13 protein-coding genes are annotated in these 17489 nt (G+C 41.3%); 5 read left to right on the top strand and 8 right to left on the bottom strand.

The annotated features are described in order from the left end of the window. Positions 1 to 36 precede the first annotated feature (36 nt). Positions 37 to 381 carry a Rieske (2Fe-2S) protein gene (locus tag LY11_RS21345; RefSeq protein ID WP_111635658.1) on the top strand — a complete coding sequence of 115 codons (345 nt, stop codon included), beginning with the start codon at positions 37 to 39 and terminating at the stop codon, positions 379 to 381. A 68-nt stretch (positions 382 to 449) separates the two neighbouring features. Here LY11_RS21345 and LY11_RS21350 read toward each other — a convergent pair whose 3' ends face one another. The 6 genes from LY11_RS21350 to LY11_RS21375 form a co-directional block, all read right to left on the bottom strand. Continuing rightward, positions 450 to 1331 (bottom strand): bifunctional 5,10-methylenetetrahydrofolate dehydrogenase/5,10-methenyltetrahydrofolate cyclohydrolase, encoded by an 882-nt coding sequence (locus LY11_RS21350; protein WP_111635659.1) that lies wholly within the window; start codon positions 1329 to 1331, stop codon positions 450 to 452. A gap of 30 nt (positions 1332 to 1361) precedes the next feature. Beyond that, positions 1362 to 3149, bottom strand: coding sequence for a translation elongation factor 4 (gene lepA, locus LY11_RS21355; protein WP_111635660.1), 1788 nt, complete (start codon positions 3147 to 3149; stop codon positions 1362 to 1364). A 30-nt stretch (positions 3150 to 3179) separates the two neighbouring features. Then, complete coding sequence (locus tag LY11_RS21360) at positions 3180 to 3920, bottom strand: copper homeostasis protein CutC (RefSeq protein ID WP_111635661.1); 741 nt, start codon at positions 3918 to 3920, stop codon at positions 3180 to 3182. A gap of 10 nt (positions 3921 to 3930) precedes the next feature. Next, positions 3931 to 4962: a N(4)-(beta-N-acetylglucosaminyl)-L-asparaginase gene (locus LY11_RS21365; RefSeq protein ID WP_111635662.1), complete on the bottom strand. Its 1032-nt coding sequence runs from the start codon at positions 4960 to 4962 to the stop codon at positions 3931 to 3933. A 111-nt stretch (positions 4963 to 5073) separates the two neighbouring features. Further along, complete coding sequence (locus tag LY11_RS21370) at positions 5074 to 5883, bottom strand: nitrilase family protein (RefSeq protein WP_211321620.1); 810 nt, start codon at positions 5881 to 5883, stop codon at positions 5074 to 5076. 29 nt (positions 5884 to 5912) lie between these two features. Next, positions 5913 to 7058, bottom strand: coding sequence for a methionine aminotransferase (locus LY11_RS21375; protein WP_111635663.1), 1146 nt, complete (start codon positions 7056 to 7058; stop codon positions 5913 to 5915). Positions 7059 to 7128: 70 nt separating this feature from the next. Here LY11_RS21375 and LY11_RS21380 point away from each other — a divergent pair, with 70 nt between their 5' ends. From LY11_RS21380 to LY11_RS21395, 4 genes are all read left to right on the top strand, one after another. Further along, positions 7129 to 7896: a queuosine precursor transporter gene (locus LY11_RS21380; protein WP_111635664.1), complete on the top strand. Its 768-nt coding sequence runs from the start codon at positions 7129 to 7131 to the stop codon at positions 7894 to 7896. A gap of 121 nt (positions 7897 to 8017) precedes the next feature. Then, on the top strand, positions 8018 to 8257 hold the full coding sequence (locus tag LY11_RS21385) for a hypothetical protein (RefSeq protein WP_111635665.1): 240 nt from the start codon (positions 8018 to 8020) through the stop codon (positions 8255 to 8257). A gap of 111 nt (positions 8258 to 8368) precedes the next feature. Continuing rightward, positions 8369 to 8686 (top strand): RNA recognition motif domain-containing protein, encoded by a 318-nt coding sequence (locus LY11_RS21390; protein ID WP_111635666.1) that lies wholly within the window; start codon positions 8369 to 8371, stop codon positions 8684 to 8686. 109 nt (positions 8687 to 8795) lie between these two features. After that, positions 8796 to 9500, top strand: a complete 705-nt coding sequence (locus LY11_RS21395) for a lysoplasmalogenase (RefSeq protein WP_245952852.1) — start codon at positions 8796 to 8798, stop codon at positions 9498 to 9500. On the opposite strand, the gene pbpC is transcribed toward LY11_RS21395, so the two are convergent. Together pbpC and LY11_RS21405 are read right to left on the bottom strand one after the other, a co-directional pair. Then, the gene (gene pbpC, locus LY11_RS21400; RefSeq protein WP_111635667.1) at positions 9497 to 11887 is read right to left on the bottom strand and encodes a penicillin-binding protein 1C; all 2391 of its coding nucleotides are present in this window, start codon (positions 11885 to 11887) and stop codon (positions 9497 to 9499) included. The two genes, LY11_RS21395 and pbpC, sit on opposite strands and share 4 nt — an antisense overlap. Before the next feature lie 2 nt (positions 11888 to 11889). Then, on the bottom strand, positions 11890 to 17469 hold the full coding sequence (locus LY11_RS21405; protein ID WP_111635668.1) for an alpha-2-macroglobulin family protein: 5580 nt from the start codon (positions 17467 to 17469) through the stop codon (positions 11890 to 11892). Positions 17470 to 17489: the final 20 nt, after the last annotated feature.

The raw sequence follows: 17489 nt of genomic DNA on the forward strand, positions 1-17489 counted from the left end.
ATTTAAATGACTAATCTATGAATAAGTGCCGTAGCAATGGCTGATTTACGCTGGTATAAAATTGAGGAAGAAATTCCAGAGGGAGATTTCATCCGGCAGATTAATGTGGCGGGTAAAAAACTGTGTCTGCTCAGACATCAGAATGAGATTCACCTGGTACAAAACTCTTGTCCGCATGCCGGGGGTATTCTGAGTGGAGGATGGTGTGAACATGGAAAATTAATCTGTCCGATCCATCGGTACGCTTATGATTTGTCAACCGGAAGAGGAATAGAAGGGCAGGGGGATTACATAGATTTATACCCTGTAAAGGAAGAACCTGATGGTTTATATGCCGGATTTAAACAAGGTTTGTTCAGTAGATTTTTCGGCAAAAAATAAATTTAAAATAAAACGGCCTGTATTTCTACAAGCCATTTTTATCATTAAATAATGTTATTAATATTCCTTTAAGAATAGATTTCTTTTTTAGCTGAAGCCAATGTGTTTTTCAGTAAACCAACAATAGTCATTAAACCAACTCCACCAGGAACAGGGGTAATCCATGAAGCTAAAGGCGCTACGTTCTCAAAATCAACATCACCATATAATTTATAACCTGACTTGGTTGTCTCAGAAGTTTCTCTGTTAATACCAACGTCAATAATGATTGCACCAGGTTTAACCATATCTGCAGTTACAAAATTCTTTTTACCGATAGCGGCAACAATAATATCTGCCTGCAAAGCGATCTCTTTCAGGTTTGTAGTTTTACTGTGTGTAAGCGTCACTGTACAATTTCCCGGATTTGCATTGCGGGCCATTAAAATACTCATCGGGCTGCCTACAATATTGCTACGGCCAACAACGACACAATGTTTTCCTGCGGTATCGATTCCGTAAGCTTTTAATAAAAGTAAAATCCCATAAGGAGTAGCTGGAATAAAACAAGGCAGATTACGCATCATACGCCCTAAATTTACCGGGTGAAATCCGTCTACATCTTTACGGTGATCTATCGCCTCAGTAACTTTTTCCGGATCAATATGTTTAGGAAGAGGGAGCTGAACAATCAGTCCATCTACACCTGCATCACTATTAATCTCGTGAATCTTTTGAAGTAACTCTTCTTCCGTTACATCCACATCATACCTGATCAGCGATGATTGAAAGCCTACTTTTTCGCAGTTTTTCATTTTGCTGGCCACATAAGTTTCACTTCCGCCATCATTACCTACCAAAATGGCTAATAAATGAGGCTTACGTCCACTTTGTGCTAGAAAATCAGCTGCTTCTGCCGCTATCTCTAATTTAATCTTTTCTGATGCGAATTTTCCGTCCAGTAACTGCATATCAAGCGTTATGTTTTGTGTGTTAAACGATTAATCTAATTTAAGTACCGCCATAAATGCAGTTTGCGGAATTTCCACATTACCTACCTGGCGCATACGTTTTTTACCTTTTTTCTGTTTCTCCAGCAGTTTACGCTTACGGGAAATATCACCACCGTAACATTTGGCGGTTACATCCTTACGTAAAGCTTTCACGGTTTCTCTGGCGATAATTTTAGCACCAATAGAAGCCTGGATAATAATTTCGAACTGCTGACGCGGAATTAACTCTCTCAGTTTCTCACAGATCCTTTTTCCGAAATCGTAAGAATTGCTACGGTGAATTAACGACGATAAAGCATCAACCGGTTCTGCATTTAACAGAATGTCCAATCTAACCAGGTCAGACTTACGGTAACCGATCTGATGATAATCAAAAGAGGCATATCCTTTGGAAATCGTTTTCAAACGGTCATAGAAGTCAAATACAATTTCTCCCATCGGAATCTCAAAAACAAGTTCCACACGGTCTGAAGTCAGGTAAGACTGATTCACGATAATCCCTCTTTTCTGAATACAAAGAGACATTACCGGACCAACAAACTCAGATTTGGTAATGATATTTGCTTTGATATAAGGCTCTTCCACATACTCCATTTTACTTGGATCAGGAAGATCAGATGGATTGTTTACAATGATCAGCTCACCTTTGGTGGTCATTGCCTGATAAGACACGTTGGGAACAGTAGTAATTACTGTCATATCAAATTCACGCTCTAAACGCTCCTGGATAATCTCCATGTGCAACATACCCAGGAATCCGCAACGGAAGCCAAAGCCTAATGCTGCTGAAGATTCAGGTTCAAAGACAATAGAAGCATCATTCAGCTGCAATTTGTGCATTGCTTCTCTTAAGTCTTCAAACTCATCCGTATCTACCGGATAAATACCGGCAAATACCATCGGTTTAACCTCTTCAAAACCTTTGATCGGCTCAGAACTTGGTCTGTCTTTGTGCGTAATTGTATCACCTACTTTTACCTCTCTGGCTTCTTTAATTCCAGAAATAATATAACCTACATCACCAGTTTTGATGACATCTTTCGGGGATTGTTTTAATTTTAAGGTACCTACTTCCTCTGCAATATATTCCTTGCCTGTAGCTACAAATTTCACTTTGTCTTTTTTACGGATTTCTCCGTTTAATACTTTGAAATAAGCAACAATACCACGGAATGAATCAAAAACAGAGTCAAAGATCAACGCTTGTAATTCACCTTCAGGATTTCCTTTAGGTGCAGGTACGCGTTCCACAATAGCCCGCAGAATATCATGAACACCCTGACCTGTTTTTCCCGAAGCAGGGATGATTTCTTCTCTCTTACAGCCAATCAGTTCAATGATCTGATCTTTTACCTCTTCTGGCATTGCACCAGGTAAATCCATCTTATTTAAGATCGGTATGATTTCTAAATCATGCTCCAGTGCTAAATAAAGATTGGAAATAGTTTGGGCCTGTATACCTTGTGAGGCATCTACGATCAATAAAGCACCTTCACAGGCCGCAATTGAACGGGATACTTCATAAGAAAAATCTACGTGTCCGGGAGTGTCAATTAAGTTTAATATATAAGGCTGTCCATCCTGGATATAATCCATTTGGATCGCATGACTTTTAATGGTAATACCGCGTTCGCGCTCCAAATCCATGTCATCCAATAGCTGAGCCTGTGACTCTCTCTGGGTGATTGTATTCGTGTATTCAAGTAAACGGTCGGCCAAGGTACTCTTACCGTGGTCAATGTGTGCAATTATGCAAAAATTACGTATGTGCTTCATCAGTGCCGCAAATATAGAATATTAGCTTGATTATTCTGCACTGTTTGCCAGTTCCAGTAAATTTTTGACCAGTTCTGCGTCCGTAAACGAAGAACTATATTCATCTGCGTCATTCCCCATACTTAATTCACTGTTCCTGAACAACATTTTACTCGCATGATTTTTTCGTGCTGAAGCATGAAATTCTTTTGCCCCGGTTTTTAAAATCAATTGTCTGATAGTTGAACTGCTTACGCCAGCCCCGGGCATGACCGTAATTCTGCCTGCTGCTTGTTTAATCAGCCTGGCCAATTGCTCAGCACCATCCAGGGCGGTTGCTTTACCTCCTGAAGTCAGCACACGTATAACGCCAATGGAAATGAGGTCTTCCAAAGCCTCTTCCATGTTCACGACCATATCAAATGCCCGGTGAAAAGCAACTTTCATCGGCTTCGCCAGTTCAATCAGTTCCGCGCAGCGCTCTTTATCTATCTTGCCTTCGGCCGTCAGAATACCAGTGACAATGCCGTCACATTGCAGCGCTTTACAGATTTTTATATCCTCCTTCATGAGTTCAAATTCCAGCGCTGAATACAGGAAGTCTCCGCCACGCGGCCTGATAATCGGAAAAACTTCCAGCGTAAGAATCTTTTTAGCCAGCTTAATTTCAGCATAACTAGGTGTAGTACCACCCTCAGTGAGGCTTGCACATAACTCTACCCGTTTTGCTCCCCCAAGTTGTGCCTCCAGTGCAGAGCTCACAGAGTTGGCACAAACTTCCATTTCAATCATAGCAGTTGATTTAATAATAACTTTTTCCGGGAATTAACAAGTCTTTGTTCTCTGAATTACAAACAGCATAGCTGAATCCCTTTTGAATCGCATAAGCTCCGTATTGTCCTTTTTTATTCAAGGCTAAAAAGCCGACCTGGATTTCTTTAGCTTTTGCAGGTTTCTTTTTAATAATCCGCATTACTGCTTCTTTACAAGCTTCTTCTGGCGGATAGCCCTGACGCATTAATTCAACCACAAGAAAACTGCCTACATTACGGATCACTTCTTCACCGACACCAGTTGAGGTAGCCCCGCCAACTTCATTGTCTACATACAGGCCTGCTCCAATAATCGGGCTGTCACCTACACGTCCATGTAATTTAAAGGCCATTCCGCTGGTGGTACATGCGCCTGATAAATTGCCATTGGCATCCAGAGCAAGCATTCCTATGGTATCATGGTTATATTGATTTCCCGGTAACCTGGTTGGGGATGCTTTATCGTAGAGTTTATTTTCAATGTTCATGATCGGCTCATACTTAGCCGTTTTCAGCCATTCTTTCCATGCTTTTTCACTTTCCGGAGTCAGCAGGTTTATCTTTTTGAAGCCATTCTCTAAAGCAAATTGTAAAGCGCCATCACCTGCAAGCATGACATGCGGGGTTTTTTCCATCACCTGTCTGGCTACGGAAATAGGGTGCATGATATGTTCCAGGGCAGCAACTGAACCGCAATTACCGAGGTCATCCATGATACAGGCATCTAAAGTTACTTTTCCATCGCGGTCTGGTAAGCCACCGTAACCAACACTTTGGTTTTTAGGATCTGCTTCGGGAACTTGTACGCCCTTTTCTACGGCATCAAGAGCACGGCCGCCAGTTGATAAAACGTCCCATGCTGCATGGTTAGCAGCAATCCCAAAGTCCCAGGTTGAAATAACAATTGGTTTTCCGGCAGTAGCAGGAGCGGAGGGGAGAATGTTAGCCATTCCGCTTTTATCAATAGCCAGAAGAGAGGCTGATAAGGCAGAACATTTAATGAATTTTCTACGGTCAAACATAAAAACGGTTTAGGTTATTGAGTTACAAGATTACATTAAAAATGTTATTTGTAAAAGGTCTGTAAACAGAAAAATCCGGCCTGGGCCGGATTTAAACAGAAGCTTATTTATTTATGAATTGATCAGTTTAAATTGGTCAGCGTCCTTCAGAAAAGGGAAGTCGCGGCGTATTTTTATCAGATCATCGTAATTGATACTAAAAGTATAAAGATCCTCATCTTCTGGTTTATAATAGACTGTATTTCCAAAAGCATCAATACACATAGAGTGACCACTATGGTAAACCTCTTTGCCATCATGACCTACGCGGTTAACAGCAACAACATAACTCTGGTTTTCTATTGCTCTTGCCGGGATCAACGCTTTCCAGTGCGGAATACGTTTATCCGGCCAGCTTGCCACAATCAGCAAGACATCATAAGACGGATCATTATTTCTTAACCAGACAGGGAACCTGAGATCGTAACATACTGCCAGCCTGATCTTCCAGCCTTTGAGCTCTACAACGATCTTATCATTTCCTGAGGTATAGGTTTTATCTTCTTCGCCCATACCAAACAGATGTCTTTTATCATAATGCTGGGATTCGCCTGTCGGCAACATCCAGATCATCCTGTTATAGTAGTTATTGTTTTCTTTAATAATCAGGCTTCCCGTAACTACGCAATCATATTTAGCAGCAGCAGCAGCCATCCAGGTCATTGTTTTGCCACCCATTTCTTCAGCAAGATCTTTAGCATTCATGCTAAAACCTGTGTTGAACATTTCGGGTAACACAATAAGATCTGTTTTTTCCTTTACACCTGAAGACAAACGCAGGGATATATTCTGCAGGTTTTTATCTATATTTTCCCAAAATAAATAAGCCTGAAAAATGGTTATTTTTAGATTATTTATATTAAGATAGTTTGGGTTCTCCATATTTTGATAAAGTAATAGGCACGTGAAAATTATAGTTTCATTAATCTTTCAACGGATTTTTCGAGTGTATCTTGCCTTTTAGCGAAACAAAAGCGCAATACCTGGTGATCCGTGTTCCGGATATAAAATGCGGAAACTGGGATGGATGCCACACCAAAATCTGTAATTAACCTTTTTGCTAACACAGTATCTTCCTCGTCACTAAAATGACCATAGCTCACACATTGAAAGTAGGAACCTTTACAAGGTAGCAATTTAAATTTGGTTTGCTCAAGCAGTGAACGGAATAAATCACGTTTTTCCTGGAAAAAGTCAGTTAATCCAAGGTAAACAGCGGGATCTTTTAAGTAATTGGCAATTCCAACCTGCATCGGTGTATTCACGCTGAATACATTAAACTGATGTATCTTCCTGAATTCTTTCGTTAATTGTTCAGGAGCAATACAATATCCAGCTTTCCAGCCTGTTGTGTGCAGCAATTTGCCAAATGACGCGACAATAAAGGTCCGGTCACGCAACTCTGCATAGGAAGCCAGAGAGTTATGTTTTACGCCATCGTAAACCAGGTGCTCATAAACCTCATCACTCAATATCAATACATCCGTGCCTTTGGTCAGTTTGATTAATGCTTTAATATCTTTATCTGTTAATACAGTGCCTGTCGGATTATGCGGGCTGTTCAGAATGATCATTTTTGTACTTGCAGTAAATAGTTTTTTGACCATTTCCCAATCGATCGCATACTCCGGAGGAGCCATTTCATAAGATTTAACCAGGCCGCCGAGCATTTTTATAGTCGGCGCATAACAATCATAGGCAGGCTCAAAAATAATCACCTCATCACCAGCCTGGATACAAGCCGTTAAAGCAGTGAAAATTGCCTGCGTACCACCAGCGGTAATGGTTACCTCAGTATCAGGATGGTAGTTTGATCCATACTTAAGATTTACTTTATCGGCAACCAGTTCTCTTAAAGATTGAATACCAGCCATCGGTGCATATTGGTTGTGCCCGTTTCTCATGGCATCAGCAACAAGATCAATTAATTTAGGGTCACAATCATAATCAGGGAATCCCTGAGAAAGGTTAATGGCGTTGTGTTCAGCCGCTAACTGGGACATCACTGAAAAAATACTATTGGATGTTCCCGGAAGTTTCGAGTATGTAGCTATCATGTGACGGCAAAATTATAAAATAAATTAAGAGCCCGTTTAAAATTCATCTATATTTATAATTTTAGCAGGTATGACTTTTAAGACAAAAGAGAGCAGATTATTACTCGTATTAGGAAGTTTTTTTGTAGCCAACACTATTCTCTCTGAGTTTATTGGCGTTAAAATATTTAGTGTGGAAGCCACACTTGGGCTCAAACATTTTAATATCAATTTATTAGGTGTTCCGAATTTGTCATTTCATATGTCTGCCGGCGTACTCACCTGGCCGCTTATCTTTATCATGACAGATATTATCAATGAATATTTCGGGATGAAGCAGGTCAGGTTTCTTTCGGTATTGACTGCCGTGCTCATCGGGTATGCCTTTTTTATTGTCTGGGGAGCAATGAACCTGAGTTCTTCAGATTTCTGGGTAAACCAGCAGATTAATGGACAGCAGGTAAACATGGACAATGCCTTTGCAGGTATATTTGGCCAGGGGATGTGGATTATTGTCGGTTCTATCGTCGCCTTCCTGGTTGGTCAGTTTGCAGATGTGCTGATCTTTCATAAAATTAAAAAGATAACAGGCGAGCGCGCTTTATGGCTCAGGTCTACCGGGTCCACACTGGTATCTCAATTGATAGATAGCTTTGTAGTTATTTTTATTGCCTTTTATTTAAATCCTCAATATCACTGGAGCTGGCAAATGGTAGCAGCGATAGGACTGGTCAATTATACTTATAAGTTTTTGGTGGCTATTCTGATGACACCGATACTTTACCTGGTCCATAATATCATTGATAATTACCTTGGAAAAGATCTGGCGCATAAACTGATCAAAATGGCAGGAAGGTGACAGGCAGGCTACTCCTTTAAGTTTTTTAAAACATTGCCTTTTAGTTTTTTAAAACATTGGAGATAAATTGTTGTTGTGTAATTAATATCAGGCATAATGATTGATAGCTTAATGATAACAGATGAAAACGGTAACTTTTTCTTTCGATCACCCTGTGGCCGTAAAAGTATTTTTCAATTGCATTTCGGACCCTCAGCTTAAACAAGACATTAAATTTTTACGCAGTGATGAGTGGGGACTGCTGCATGTTCCTGTAGATGATATTCCAAAAGGAGTTTGGAAGTTAGTGCTTGAATGGAATTATGAAGACAGAGATTTTTGCATGGAAAGAATATTTGAGTCGCCGGGCGCTGTTTTATAGCCCGTGTTTACGGACTTTAAACAATTAAATAATTATTTTATCGATTACTTACAATCTGATTGCAAATAAAAGGTATGGTTTTTGTACCTTTGAGGAAATTTTTAGACATTAATGAAGATATTTATTACAGGCCTTCCGTTAGAAGTAGGGGAAGATGAATTAACAGCCGTATTTGGTGATTTCGGTCAGGTAAAATCACTTAGAATTATCAAAGATCGTGAAACTGGTCAGAGTCGTGGTTTTGGTTTCGTAGAGATGCCAGTAGACGAAGAGGCTAAAGAAGCGATCAAGAGAATGAACGGTGGTGATTACAATGGTAACCGTATCAAAGTTGCTGAAGCACAAGAAAAACCTAATACTGGCGGTGCTGGTGGTGGTGGTGGCGGTGGTTTCAAACGCAACAACAACAACAGAGAAAGAAGCTATTAAATAGCTTTTTTCTATTGGATTGATTTTTCTATCATCACATAGAGAACCAGGGTTTAGTATAAAATTCCTGGTTCTTATTTCGGGTGATTAATACAATTATCCTGAATATATGTGGTTGATAAAAAGATACCTGCTATTTAACCTAGCTTATGCGCTGCTATTTATATTGGTGCTGGCCTGCGGATACAAGCAATTTACGCTTTTAAACTATGGGCTGATACCCTGCATTACGCTGGTATTACTCGTGTTTTTCGGCTTGACGACTAAGTTGAGCGGACGTTTCCATCAAAGGTTATTTACAGGTTTGGTTTTCGCCCTTACCGGCAGTACTTTGTTTCTGCTGAGGGGCTATGATCCGTCCTGGTTTTCTTATGGGCTGATAGCCTTTCTGATTTGCCATCTGTTTTATATCGGAGCTTTTTACCTCGATTTTCGTTCTGCACAAGAGCTGGACAAAAAGGGGGCAAGGATCGCTATATTCAGTAGTGCCATCACTTTTACAGCCTTTTATTTCTATCTCAGACCACATTTGGGTACTTTAAGGCTACCCGTACTGGCCTGCATTTTCATTGTTGCCTTACTCATTATGATGGCAGCCTTTAGAAATCAGCGGGTCAATCCACAAAGCTTCAGGCTAATTCTTACAGGTGTCCTGTTTTTTATTATGGCTGATGGGCTTTTAGCACATACTTACTTTATCAGTTCCTTTGAATTTTCTGATTTACTGATCAGCGTGACCTACATGATTGCGCAGTACCTGATCGTGATGGGAGGGGTAGAACGTAAACTGATCCGCCCTTTAACGGCCGATTAATGTTTATCCCGGTCTAATATTGTAAACTGCTGAACCAATCTTTCTCCCTGATCATCAACCAATGTTAAAGTATGTTTCCCAGGTGCAGGACTCACACTAAGCTGATGTGTATGTGCGGTTGTCGCTACATATTCCTGGTCTATATGCCAGTAAATCCTTGCTGCAGCATTTCTGTGCGTTGCTGTGAAAACAACTTTTCCTCTTTGGCCATCAAATTCCAAAGGGATATAAATAGCCGCATTGTTCTTTGGATAAATCATATCCATTACATAATTATTACCGGTATTGCCGCATCCTTCCATAAATGGAGGGAGAGATTTATAGTCGCTGTGCTTGATTTTATAATAGTATTCCATTGCCGGAGGTAGAATAAACCAGGATTGGTGGATCATATCTGCAGGACTTATACATTGATCTGTCACTCTGAAAGCAGCACTACGGTCCAGGTGTATAATTTTGTGGTACGGGCAAACTGCAGTTTTCTCCCCTGCAACCGGAACCAGCTCATTGACACGATCAGGACAATATTCACTCGCTTTGTAGCCGCTTTGACGGCAGATGCTCAGTTGTTTCAGTTTGTTTTTAGGCGTTTCAAACCATTTGCTCTTTGACAGCTGTCTGAAAATATCAAATAATACCGGTGCTGCGACATCAATTCCTGTTAATCCCGGACGACCTTCACCATCCGCATTTCCTACCCACACACAAACTACATAATCAGGTGTAAGCCCAATTGCCCAGGCATCCCTGAAACCAAAACTTGTCCCGGTTTTCCAGGCTAGACGCTGTGCGGAGGAAAATTGCTCCCAGAGCCCTTCATCACCGGGACGCATCAATTCTTCCATCGCATTAAAGGTGCTCCAGATCGCTCCATTATCCAGTAAAGAGGTTCGCTGCAGTTCGTTTTCTTCTACTTTCTCTGTTCTTTTTGGCTGTATGTAAACCGGAGCATCATAATCATGCGGATTATAATATCCTTTGTAATCATTATAATGGTTCAGTGACCTGGCCATTCCCATATAAGTTTTGGCGAGATCCCACATCGTGACTTCGCTGCCACCAAGAATTAGTGACAAGCCATAATGATCTGCTGGCTGATTGAGTGTTGAAAATCCTAATTTCTTTAATTGATCATAAAAGCGCGGATATTTATAAGTTTGCAATAAACGAACTGCCGGAATGTTTAGTGAACGGCTTAATGCCCGGTCGGCACTAATTGCTCCATCATAACCCAGGTCATAATTTTGCGGAGAATAATTACCAATCTGGGTAGGAATATCAGGAATTAAAGTTTTAGGGAGCATCAGCCCATCATTAAGCATACTGGCGTATAATAGCGGTTTTAAGGTACTGCCCGGACTGCGTGGAGCTTTGATCATATCTACATGACTTTCCAGTGCGGCATTTTCCGGCTGATAAATATTTCCTGCATAAGCCATTACTGTCCCGTTTTTTACATTCAGCACCAATGCAGCAATATTATCAATATCATTTGCCCGGTAGCGGTTGTTATATCTTTTTAATAAGGAATTGATCTTTAATTGCAGAGATTCGTCGAGGGTTGACCTCATCCTTGTGCTGGAAATTTTTAAACCAGCCCTTTCTGTTTTAAACCTGTTCAGCAAATGTGGCGCATTTTGTGGTAATGGTCTTGGTTTACCCGGCACGGGTTCCAGTTTTGACAGGTTGGCTGTCACCTGATCAATAATTTTTAACCTGGCAAGCTGGTCCAGCAGGTTATTTCTCTTGGTCACAAGCCTTGCAATATTCCGGCCCGGATGTACTAATCCAGGGCTATTCGGTAAAACTGCGAGCGTAGCCATTTCTCCCCAGGAAAGTGACTGCGGACTGCGGCCAAAATACCTCCAGGCTGCTGCTTCCAGTCCAACTACATTACTCCCAAATGGTGCATTAGCAGCATATAGCCGCAATATTTCTTGTTTTGAGCTCCTGACTTCCAGGCGGATTGCTAAACCTGTTTCCAGGATTTTTTGCAGCACAGTACGGTCTTGCCGGCGGCTGAGCCGGATAGTTTGCATGGTCAGCGTACTACCCCCGCTTACAATTCCCCTGGCACGGAAGTTTTGTTTCATCGCCCTGGCCATCGCCAAAATATCTACTCCCGGATGTTTATAAAACCGTTTATCCTCAAAAGCGATAATACATTTTGCAAATTTGTCAGGAACAGAATCAGCCGCAGGAAAGCGCCATTGCCCATCTGAGGCAATGGCTGCATTTAACAGTTCTCCATTTGCAGCTTCCACTACATAAGAAGTGGGAGAAACAAATAGTCTGGAAGGCAGGCAGACTAAAAACCAGCACAATAACAGGAATACTACGCCATCACCAATCAGCAGTTTTGAAACCGGCTTTATTTTTATGCTCATTTTTATTTAATCACCTGCACCCATTTTCCATCCTGCGTTGCACTAATTGTATTGTTATACATCGCTTCACATTGTACTGCTGACAAATAATATTTACCAATATAAGAAGCATTCAGCAATACTTTATAAGTTACCGTTTCGTTCTCTCTCAAATTGAAATAAGTGAATACACGATCATCCCTTATATCTCTGTAGGTATAAGGAGAGGAAGCAATGATACTTTCATTATCATTTACCCTGGTATTGATAATTTCCCAGCCTGAAGGGAATATCTGTGTCAAGGCCATCTGCTCATATAATCCCATTTTACCCGGATTTTTTACGACTACTTCTGCATAAAAATCCAATCCTTGTTTTAACACTGAAGGGTCAATTGGCTTCCCGTTCAGTAGTTTATAACTGATCGACATATCCAGAATATCCGCATTGTCAGGTTTGAAATTATTCTGACCTGCGGCTGGTTGTCCATCCAATATTAACCGGGCAAAAAGTACAGTTTGTCCATTATTGGTTACTGCGGCAGTTTTTCCTTTAAAGTTGATAGGCAAACTGCTCAAATACTGGTTCCCACTAAACGTTCCTTTTCTGCCATCCAGCTGATAGCTATAGTTCAATTTGGCAGCAGCAGAATTTTGTCCGCAGAATTTAGCTACAGCTAATAAGCTGTAAGCTGTAGTTTGTGTACTGTACCAGTCATTGGTGCCTAATTTGGCCGCCAGGGTTTGTAGCAATGAAGCTGCTTTTCCTTTTTGTCCCATCAGTGTTAAAGTCTCCAGGATCATGGCTTCATCGCGACTGTCAGAACCATAAGTTCCGCCTAATTGTGTATAAGGTTTAACGCTAATGTCTAATCCTTTAATCAACGCATTAGCTGCAGAAGCCTGTCCTGCAAGTTGATAAGCAGCTGCCAGCCTCCATTTAGCGCTAACTGACAAATATTCAAAAGCACGTAACCTGTTCATGGCTGCCATTTCTGGTTTTCTTGCCAGTGCCAGCACATACAGGCGATAAGCCTGTGAAAGATCACCTCCATAAAAATTATTACTGTTAGGCACCCAGCTTCCTGCTTTGCCTTTCAAATAACGTAAAACTTCATCCAGCATACCAACAGGGATATTATAACCGCTGTTTTGCGCTTCTACCAGGAAGTGCCCGGCATAGTTTGTTCCCCATTCGTCAGCTGCAGGCTCGCCTGGCCAGTAAGCCAGACCTCCTTCTGTAGTTTGGAAAGAACGTAACCTGTTAATTCCGGCTTTGATATTTCTATCCGTTTGTGCTTTCTGCTGTTCATTAAGCGGGCTTAATTTATTCAGGAATAATTGCGGAAATACAGCCGAAGTGGTCTGTTCCACACAACCGTGAGGATACTGCATCAGGTAACTTAACCGCTTTTTAAGATTAACAGGAGGGATAGCCGATAATTCTACGCTTCCGGAATTACTGCCTGCAATACCTAAAGGCAGATAGTTTGCTGTCCAGCTTTGTCCAGGCTGTATAATAGCAGAAACCACGTTGGTTACATATGGATTTGGGTTCCTAATATCCAGTTCGAGATCGTAAACTGCTTTCTCCGCGCCACCTTGTGCTACAATTTTCACTTTGGCAATTCCGGTCATTTGCGGAACAGTAACTTCAAAATAAGTCATTTGTTCGCCCGGTTGTGCATAAGTTAATTGCCTGGTTTTAAGACCTGCTACTTGCAAGTTTTGTGTTTGAAGTTGTACGTTTACATTTTTAAGATTCTTTTCAGTTGCGAATACAGTTACTGGTAAAGTGAAACTTTCGCCTGGCCCGATAACTCTCGGCAAAGTTGCCAGAACCATCAATGGTTTTTTCACCTGTACAGATTTCTCCGCAAACCCGTATGCGCCATCTTGTCCGGCAACTACCATCGCCCGGACTGCGCCGATATATTGCGGCAACTTAAATTTATGCGTCTGACTGCCACCTTTGCCTAAAGCAAAAGGCCCTAAGTATTTAACAACAGCCGTAAAGCGGTTTGCTTTTGCAGGGTTCAGGTTACGGTTTACGCTGCCATCACCTCCAATACTTAAAATACGTTCCAGGTTACCTCCCCATGCGCCTAATACATAGTCAAAAAGATCCCATGTTTTAACGCCCAAACCTTCACGTGCATAAAATACGGCATGCGGATCTGGAGTTTTAAATCTCGTTAAATCCAGTAAACCTTCATCTACAAGCGCAATGGTATAAGTCATTGCTTTTCCATTCTGCTCAGAGACGGTAATGGTATTTTCTGTTTCAGGTTTGATTTTGTCAGCCATTTTAATGACTGGTTTTAAGATCGTTTCCGGATCTTCAATGATTAATGGAATAGCACCATACATCCGGATCGGAAGATCATTGACTGTTTGTGCATGCGGTTGCAATAAGGTAATATTCGCAAACACGTTTGGTGCCATATTCTTTTCTGCTTTGAACTTAAACTGCGTCTGACCTTTTTTAGTATCCGTCCAGTAAGTTTTTAAAACCCGGCTTCCGTTTTCTATCGAAATTAAAGCTCTTCCATTTTCGCCGGTAGGGATGGTTAGCACCACCTCTTCACCAACTTTGAATTTAGTTTTATTGGCAGTAAAAGAAAGCATGGAAGCCTCAGTAGGATTTGCTGATTGTTCCCGCTGTGCCCATCCTGGCCAGTCCACATAAACAGCTTTCCCGGTTACATGACCGCCGTTCAGATCGCGGACTAAAACCAGGTAACGTCCCCATTCAGGCTCATTAATATGTAAAGTCCAGTTTCCTTTTCCATTTTGCAAGGTTACATTTTCTTTCTGGATCAGCTTGTTATATTCGTTCTGTGTGAAATTAGCGAAGGAATTTTGCGTATCCTGTTCCCACCACCATCGCCATTGCACTTTGTATAATTCTACTTGCACATTTTTAGACCCGCCTATCAGTTTACCATCCCGGTTGACATTCACGATACTAAAGTTATGGTCCTTACCAGTCACCAGCATTCCGCTTAATTTTTCTCCTTCAGGTGCTTTGATCCCATAATAATTGGTAAACACGTGGTAGGGGATAGAAAAATTGTCAATACTGAAATTTCCACCTGCTTCGAATACTTTGGTAGTGAAATTAGCCTTCAATACACCCGGAGCGGTTGCATTATCATTCAGATTGGTATTCACAGCAGCCATTCCGTTTTCATTTAGCCTGCCTTCAAAGATAGTTTTGACCTGCGACACGAAATTCACGGTTGGATTGTCAAAGTTATACCCATCAAAACCGGGGAATGTCGTTTGCATGGTATTCAGATTCACATCAACTTTAGCTTTCAGGTTTTTCCCGACAGCACCGAACAGCCAATTGGCAGAAAGAGCAGCAGTTGCGGTTGCTCCTGTACCTAAGTATTTGCGGTTGCCGATGTCAAAGCCGATCTTCAGGCGGTTAGGCATAACCGTTTCAATTTTTAGTGTTTTTTGAAAGGAAGCTCCGCCTGCTTTTACTTTAGCGACCCAGTTTCCCGTAGGTGCAGTACTTTCAGTAGCAGTACGGAAAGCATAAAACCCGTTTAAAGATGCACCACTGATGGCCTTTTTAACCAGTTGACCTTGTGGGTTATATAACTCAAAAGTAACCGGATAAGCCGCAGGGAGTTTCTTAAGTTTGTCTTCCAGAATGAAAGATAAGAAGAGCGAATCTCCTGGCCTCCAGACTCCGCGTTCTCCATAGATCAATCCTTTTAAGCCATTCTGTACCACATCACCGCCCACGTCAAAACGGCTTAGCGGAAGTGAGTTTCCATCATCAAGTTTTAAGTATCCGCGTTCGTCTCCGTTTTTGGCCACTAAAAGGAACGGTTTTCTTTTCAAATCAAAAGAAGCCATTCCGTCGCCGTCAGTTTTTACCGTATGAATAACCTGGCGCTGATAGTCCAGTAATTCCAGCGTAACCCCGCTTAATCCTTTAGTGGTCAGCAGGTCGGTGGCTACGATGAGCATGCTGTTGTCATTTCCTCTTTTAGCGACCAGGCCGATATTGGATACCAATAAATTCCGGCTGGCAAATTTATCACTGGTATAATAGGACGGAGTACAAGGGTTGTCTTTATCACTCCAGTTATAACCCGCACTGTAATAGTTATTATAGGTGCGCCAAAAGTCATCATCCTCATCTATTTTTTCACCATAATATTCATTCTCATCATCTTGTGAAGCCTCTTTAGCACTAGTACCTTCCGCGCAGTTTAAAATATTATAAGCCTGGCGGAAGCTGAAGGTAACCCGGTACATCGCACCAGGCTCTGCCTTAATAATTTTGTCAAGATCCAGTACAAAACGGTTCTTTTTATGCAGGTTTAGTGTTTTATCTTCATCCAGACGGATTTTCTTTTGCAGTAAAGGTTTCCCAACACGCCTTAATTCATTCGCTTCTTTATAATTATTATTCTGGAAAAACTGCGGAATATTATTCTCGTATACTTTGATAATCGTTACGTCTACTGCTCTCAGGTTAACCGCTTCAAAAGGAAGAACCAGTTTGCCTGAATTGGGAAGAATTGTTCCACTGCCGGCGATAGTTACCGAAGGAAGTTTATTTTCAAATACAATGTTGGCTGTCGCACTCGCAATCAATGCACGTTCATTACTATTGACAACTCCCTTGTTGACTGTTAACGTATAATTTCCCAAAAGTGGTTCAGGCGTATATATCTTGACCTGACTACCATCTATAGTGTACCTTAAATCAGAACCCGTTCCCAGGGTGATCAGACCTGTTAAATCCTGTCCGATACCCACTGGTTCTGAGAACTGAACCAGTGCATAATCTTCAAGGTTTTGTACAGCTTTTGTAGCAAGCACCTTAAATACGCCACTAGCGGGCACAGTTAAATTCTCTTCACCTTTATTTTTAGCGTCTATCGCATCACCCGACCACTTCAGGCTCAGTTTTTCTTCTTTTGATGTTTTTTTGATACTATCAATCAGAAAAGAGGATGTGTTTTTCTGAGGATTATGCTGCCATTTTACCTTTAAATGCTGATCGGATTCAAGTTCCAGACATTTCTCCAGTAATTTAGGATCTTCTTCATCAGCCGTGCTGATTTCTCCGGTCAGCTTCATATAAGCCAGAGAAGTATTATTCTGAGCAATCAGACCATTCTGGCTGAGAACCAACCCGGGTTTAATCACGCTGAATTCGAAGTCAAACTCTTCCAGATCTTTTTCTGTTGCGGTGACTTTCCCCAGATCGAAAGTAGCTGTATATGTTTTTCCGGATTCTAATTTTTCATCCGGTCTGAATTCTACCGTTTGCGCATCGATCCAGTAAGTTTTACCTTTTACAGAAGGAGAGAAGCTAAACAAATTGCGTTCGTCCGGTTTACCCAGTTCACCCATTGTTTTCACCTGGCTGGCCAGCTGAATCCTGATCAAGCTCTTTTTAGAAACTGTACCTGAAGTATAACCCTCAATGTATTTAGCATAAGCCTGTTGCATTTCTGCCGGCTTGTGTTTCCTGAAAATGAAAAAAACAGCTATTCCGATTAGAATAACTGCTATAGAACCAATTAAGACTGGCTTTTTATTTTTGAAGAAGGCGTTGTTCTCAGCGTTCATATTTTCCTTACACTAGATAT

Source organism: Pedobacter cryoconitis, assembly GCF_003259615.1.
In the GTDB taxonomy this organism is placed as follows: Bacteria; Bacteroidota; Bacteroidia; order Sphingobacteriales; family Sphingobacteriaceae; genus Pedobacter; species Pedobacter cryoconitis.

Coding starts and splice junctions, on each gene's coding strand:
- LY11_RS21390 (WP_111635666.1), top strand. CDS start 8,369: ATGAAGATATTTATTACAGGCCTTCCGTTAGAAGTAGGGGAAGATGAA.
- LY11_RS21360 (WP_111635661.1), bottom strand. CDS start 3,920: ATGATTGAAATGGAAGTTTGTGCCAACTCTGTGAGCTCTGCACTGGAG.
- LY11_RS21370 (WP_211321620.1), bottom strand. CDS start 5,883: ATGGAGAACCCAAACTATCTTAATATAAATAATCTAAAAATAACCATT.
- LY11_RS21395 (WP_245952852.1), top strand. CDS start 8,796: ATGTGGTTGATAAAAAGATACCTGCTATTTAACCTAGCTTATGCGCTG.
- LY11_RS21345 (WP_111635658.1), top strand. CDS start 37: ATGGCTGATTTACGCTGGTATAAAATTGAGGAAGAAATTCCAGAGGGA.
- LY11_RS21365 (WP_111635662.1), bottom strand. CDS start 4,962: ATGTTTGACCGTAGAAAATTCATTAAATGTTCTGCCTTATCAGCCTCT.
- LY11_RS21375 (WP_111635663.1), bottom strand. CDS start 7,058: ATGATAGCTACATACTCGAAACTTCCGGGAACATCCAATAGTATTTTT.
- pbpC (WP_111635667.1), bottom strand. CDS start 11,887: ATGAGCATAAAAATAAAGCCGGTTTCAAAACTGCTGATTGGTGATGGC.
- LY11_RS21405 (WP_111635668.1), bottom strand. CDS start 17,469: ATGAACGCTGAGAACAACGCCTTCTTCAAAAATAAAAAGCCAGTCTTA.
- lepA (WP_111635660.1), bottom strand. CDS start 3,149: ATGAAGCACATACGTAATTTTTGCATAATTGCACACATTGACCACGGT.
- LY11_RS21380 (WP_111635664.1), top strand. CDS start 7,129: ATGACTTTTAAGACAAAAGAGAGCAGATTATTACTCGTATTAGGAAGT.
- LY11_RS21385 (WP_111635665.1), top strand. CDS start 8,018: ATGAAAACGGTAACTTTTTCTTTCGATCACCCTGTGGCCGTAAAAGTA.
- LY11_RS21350 (WP_111635659.1), bottom strand. CDS start 1,331: ATGCAGTTACTGGACGGAAAATTCGCATCAGAAAAGATTAAATTAGAG.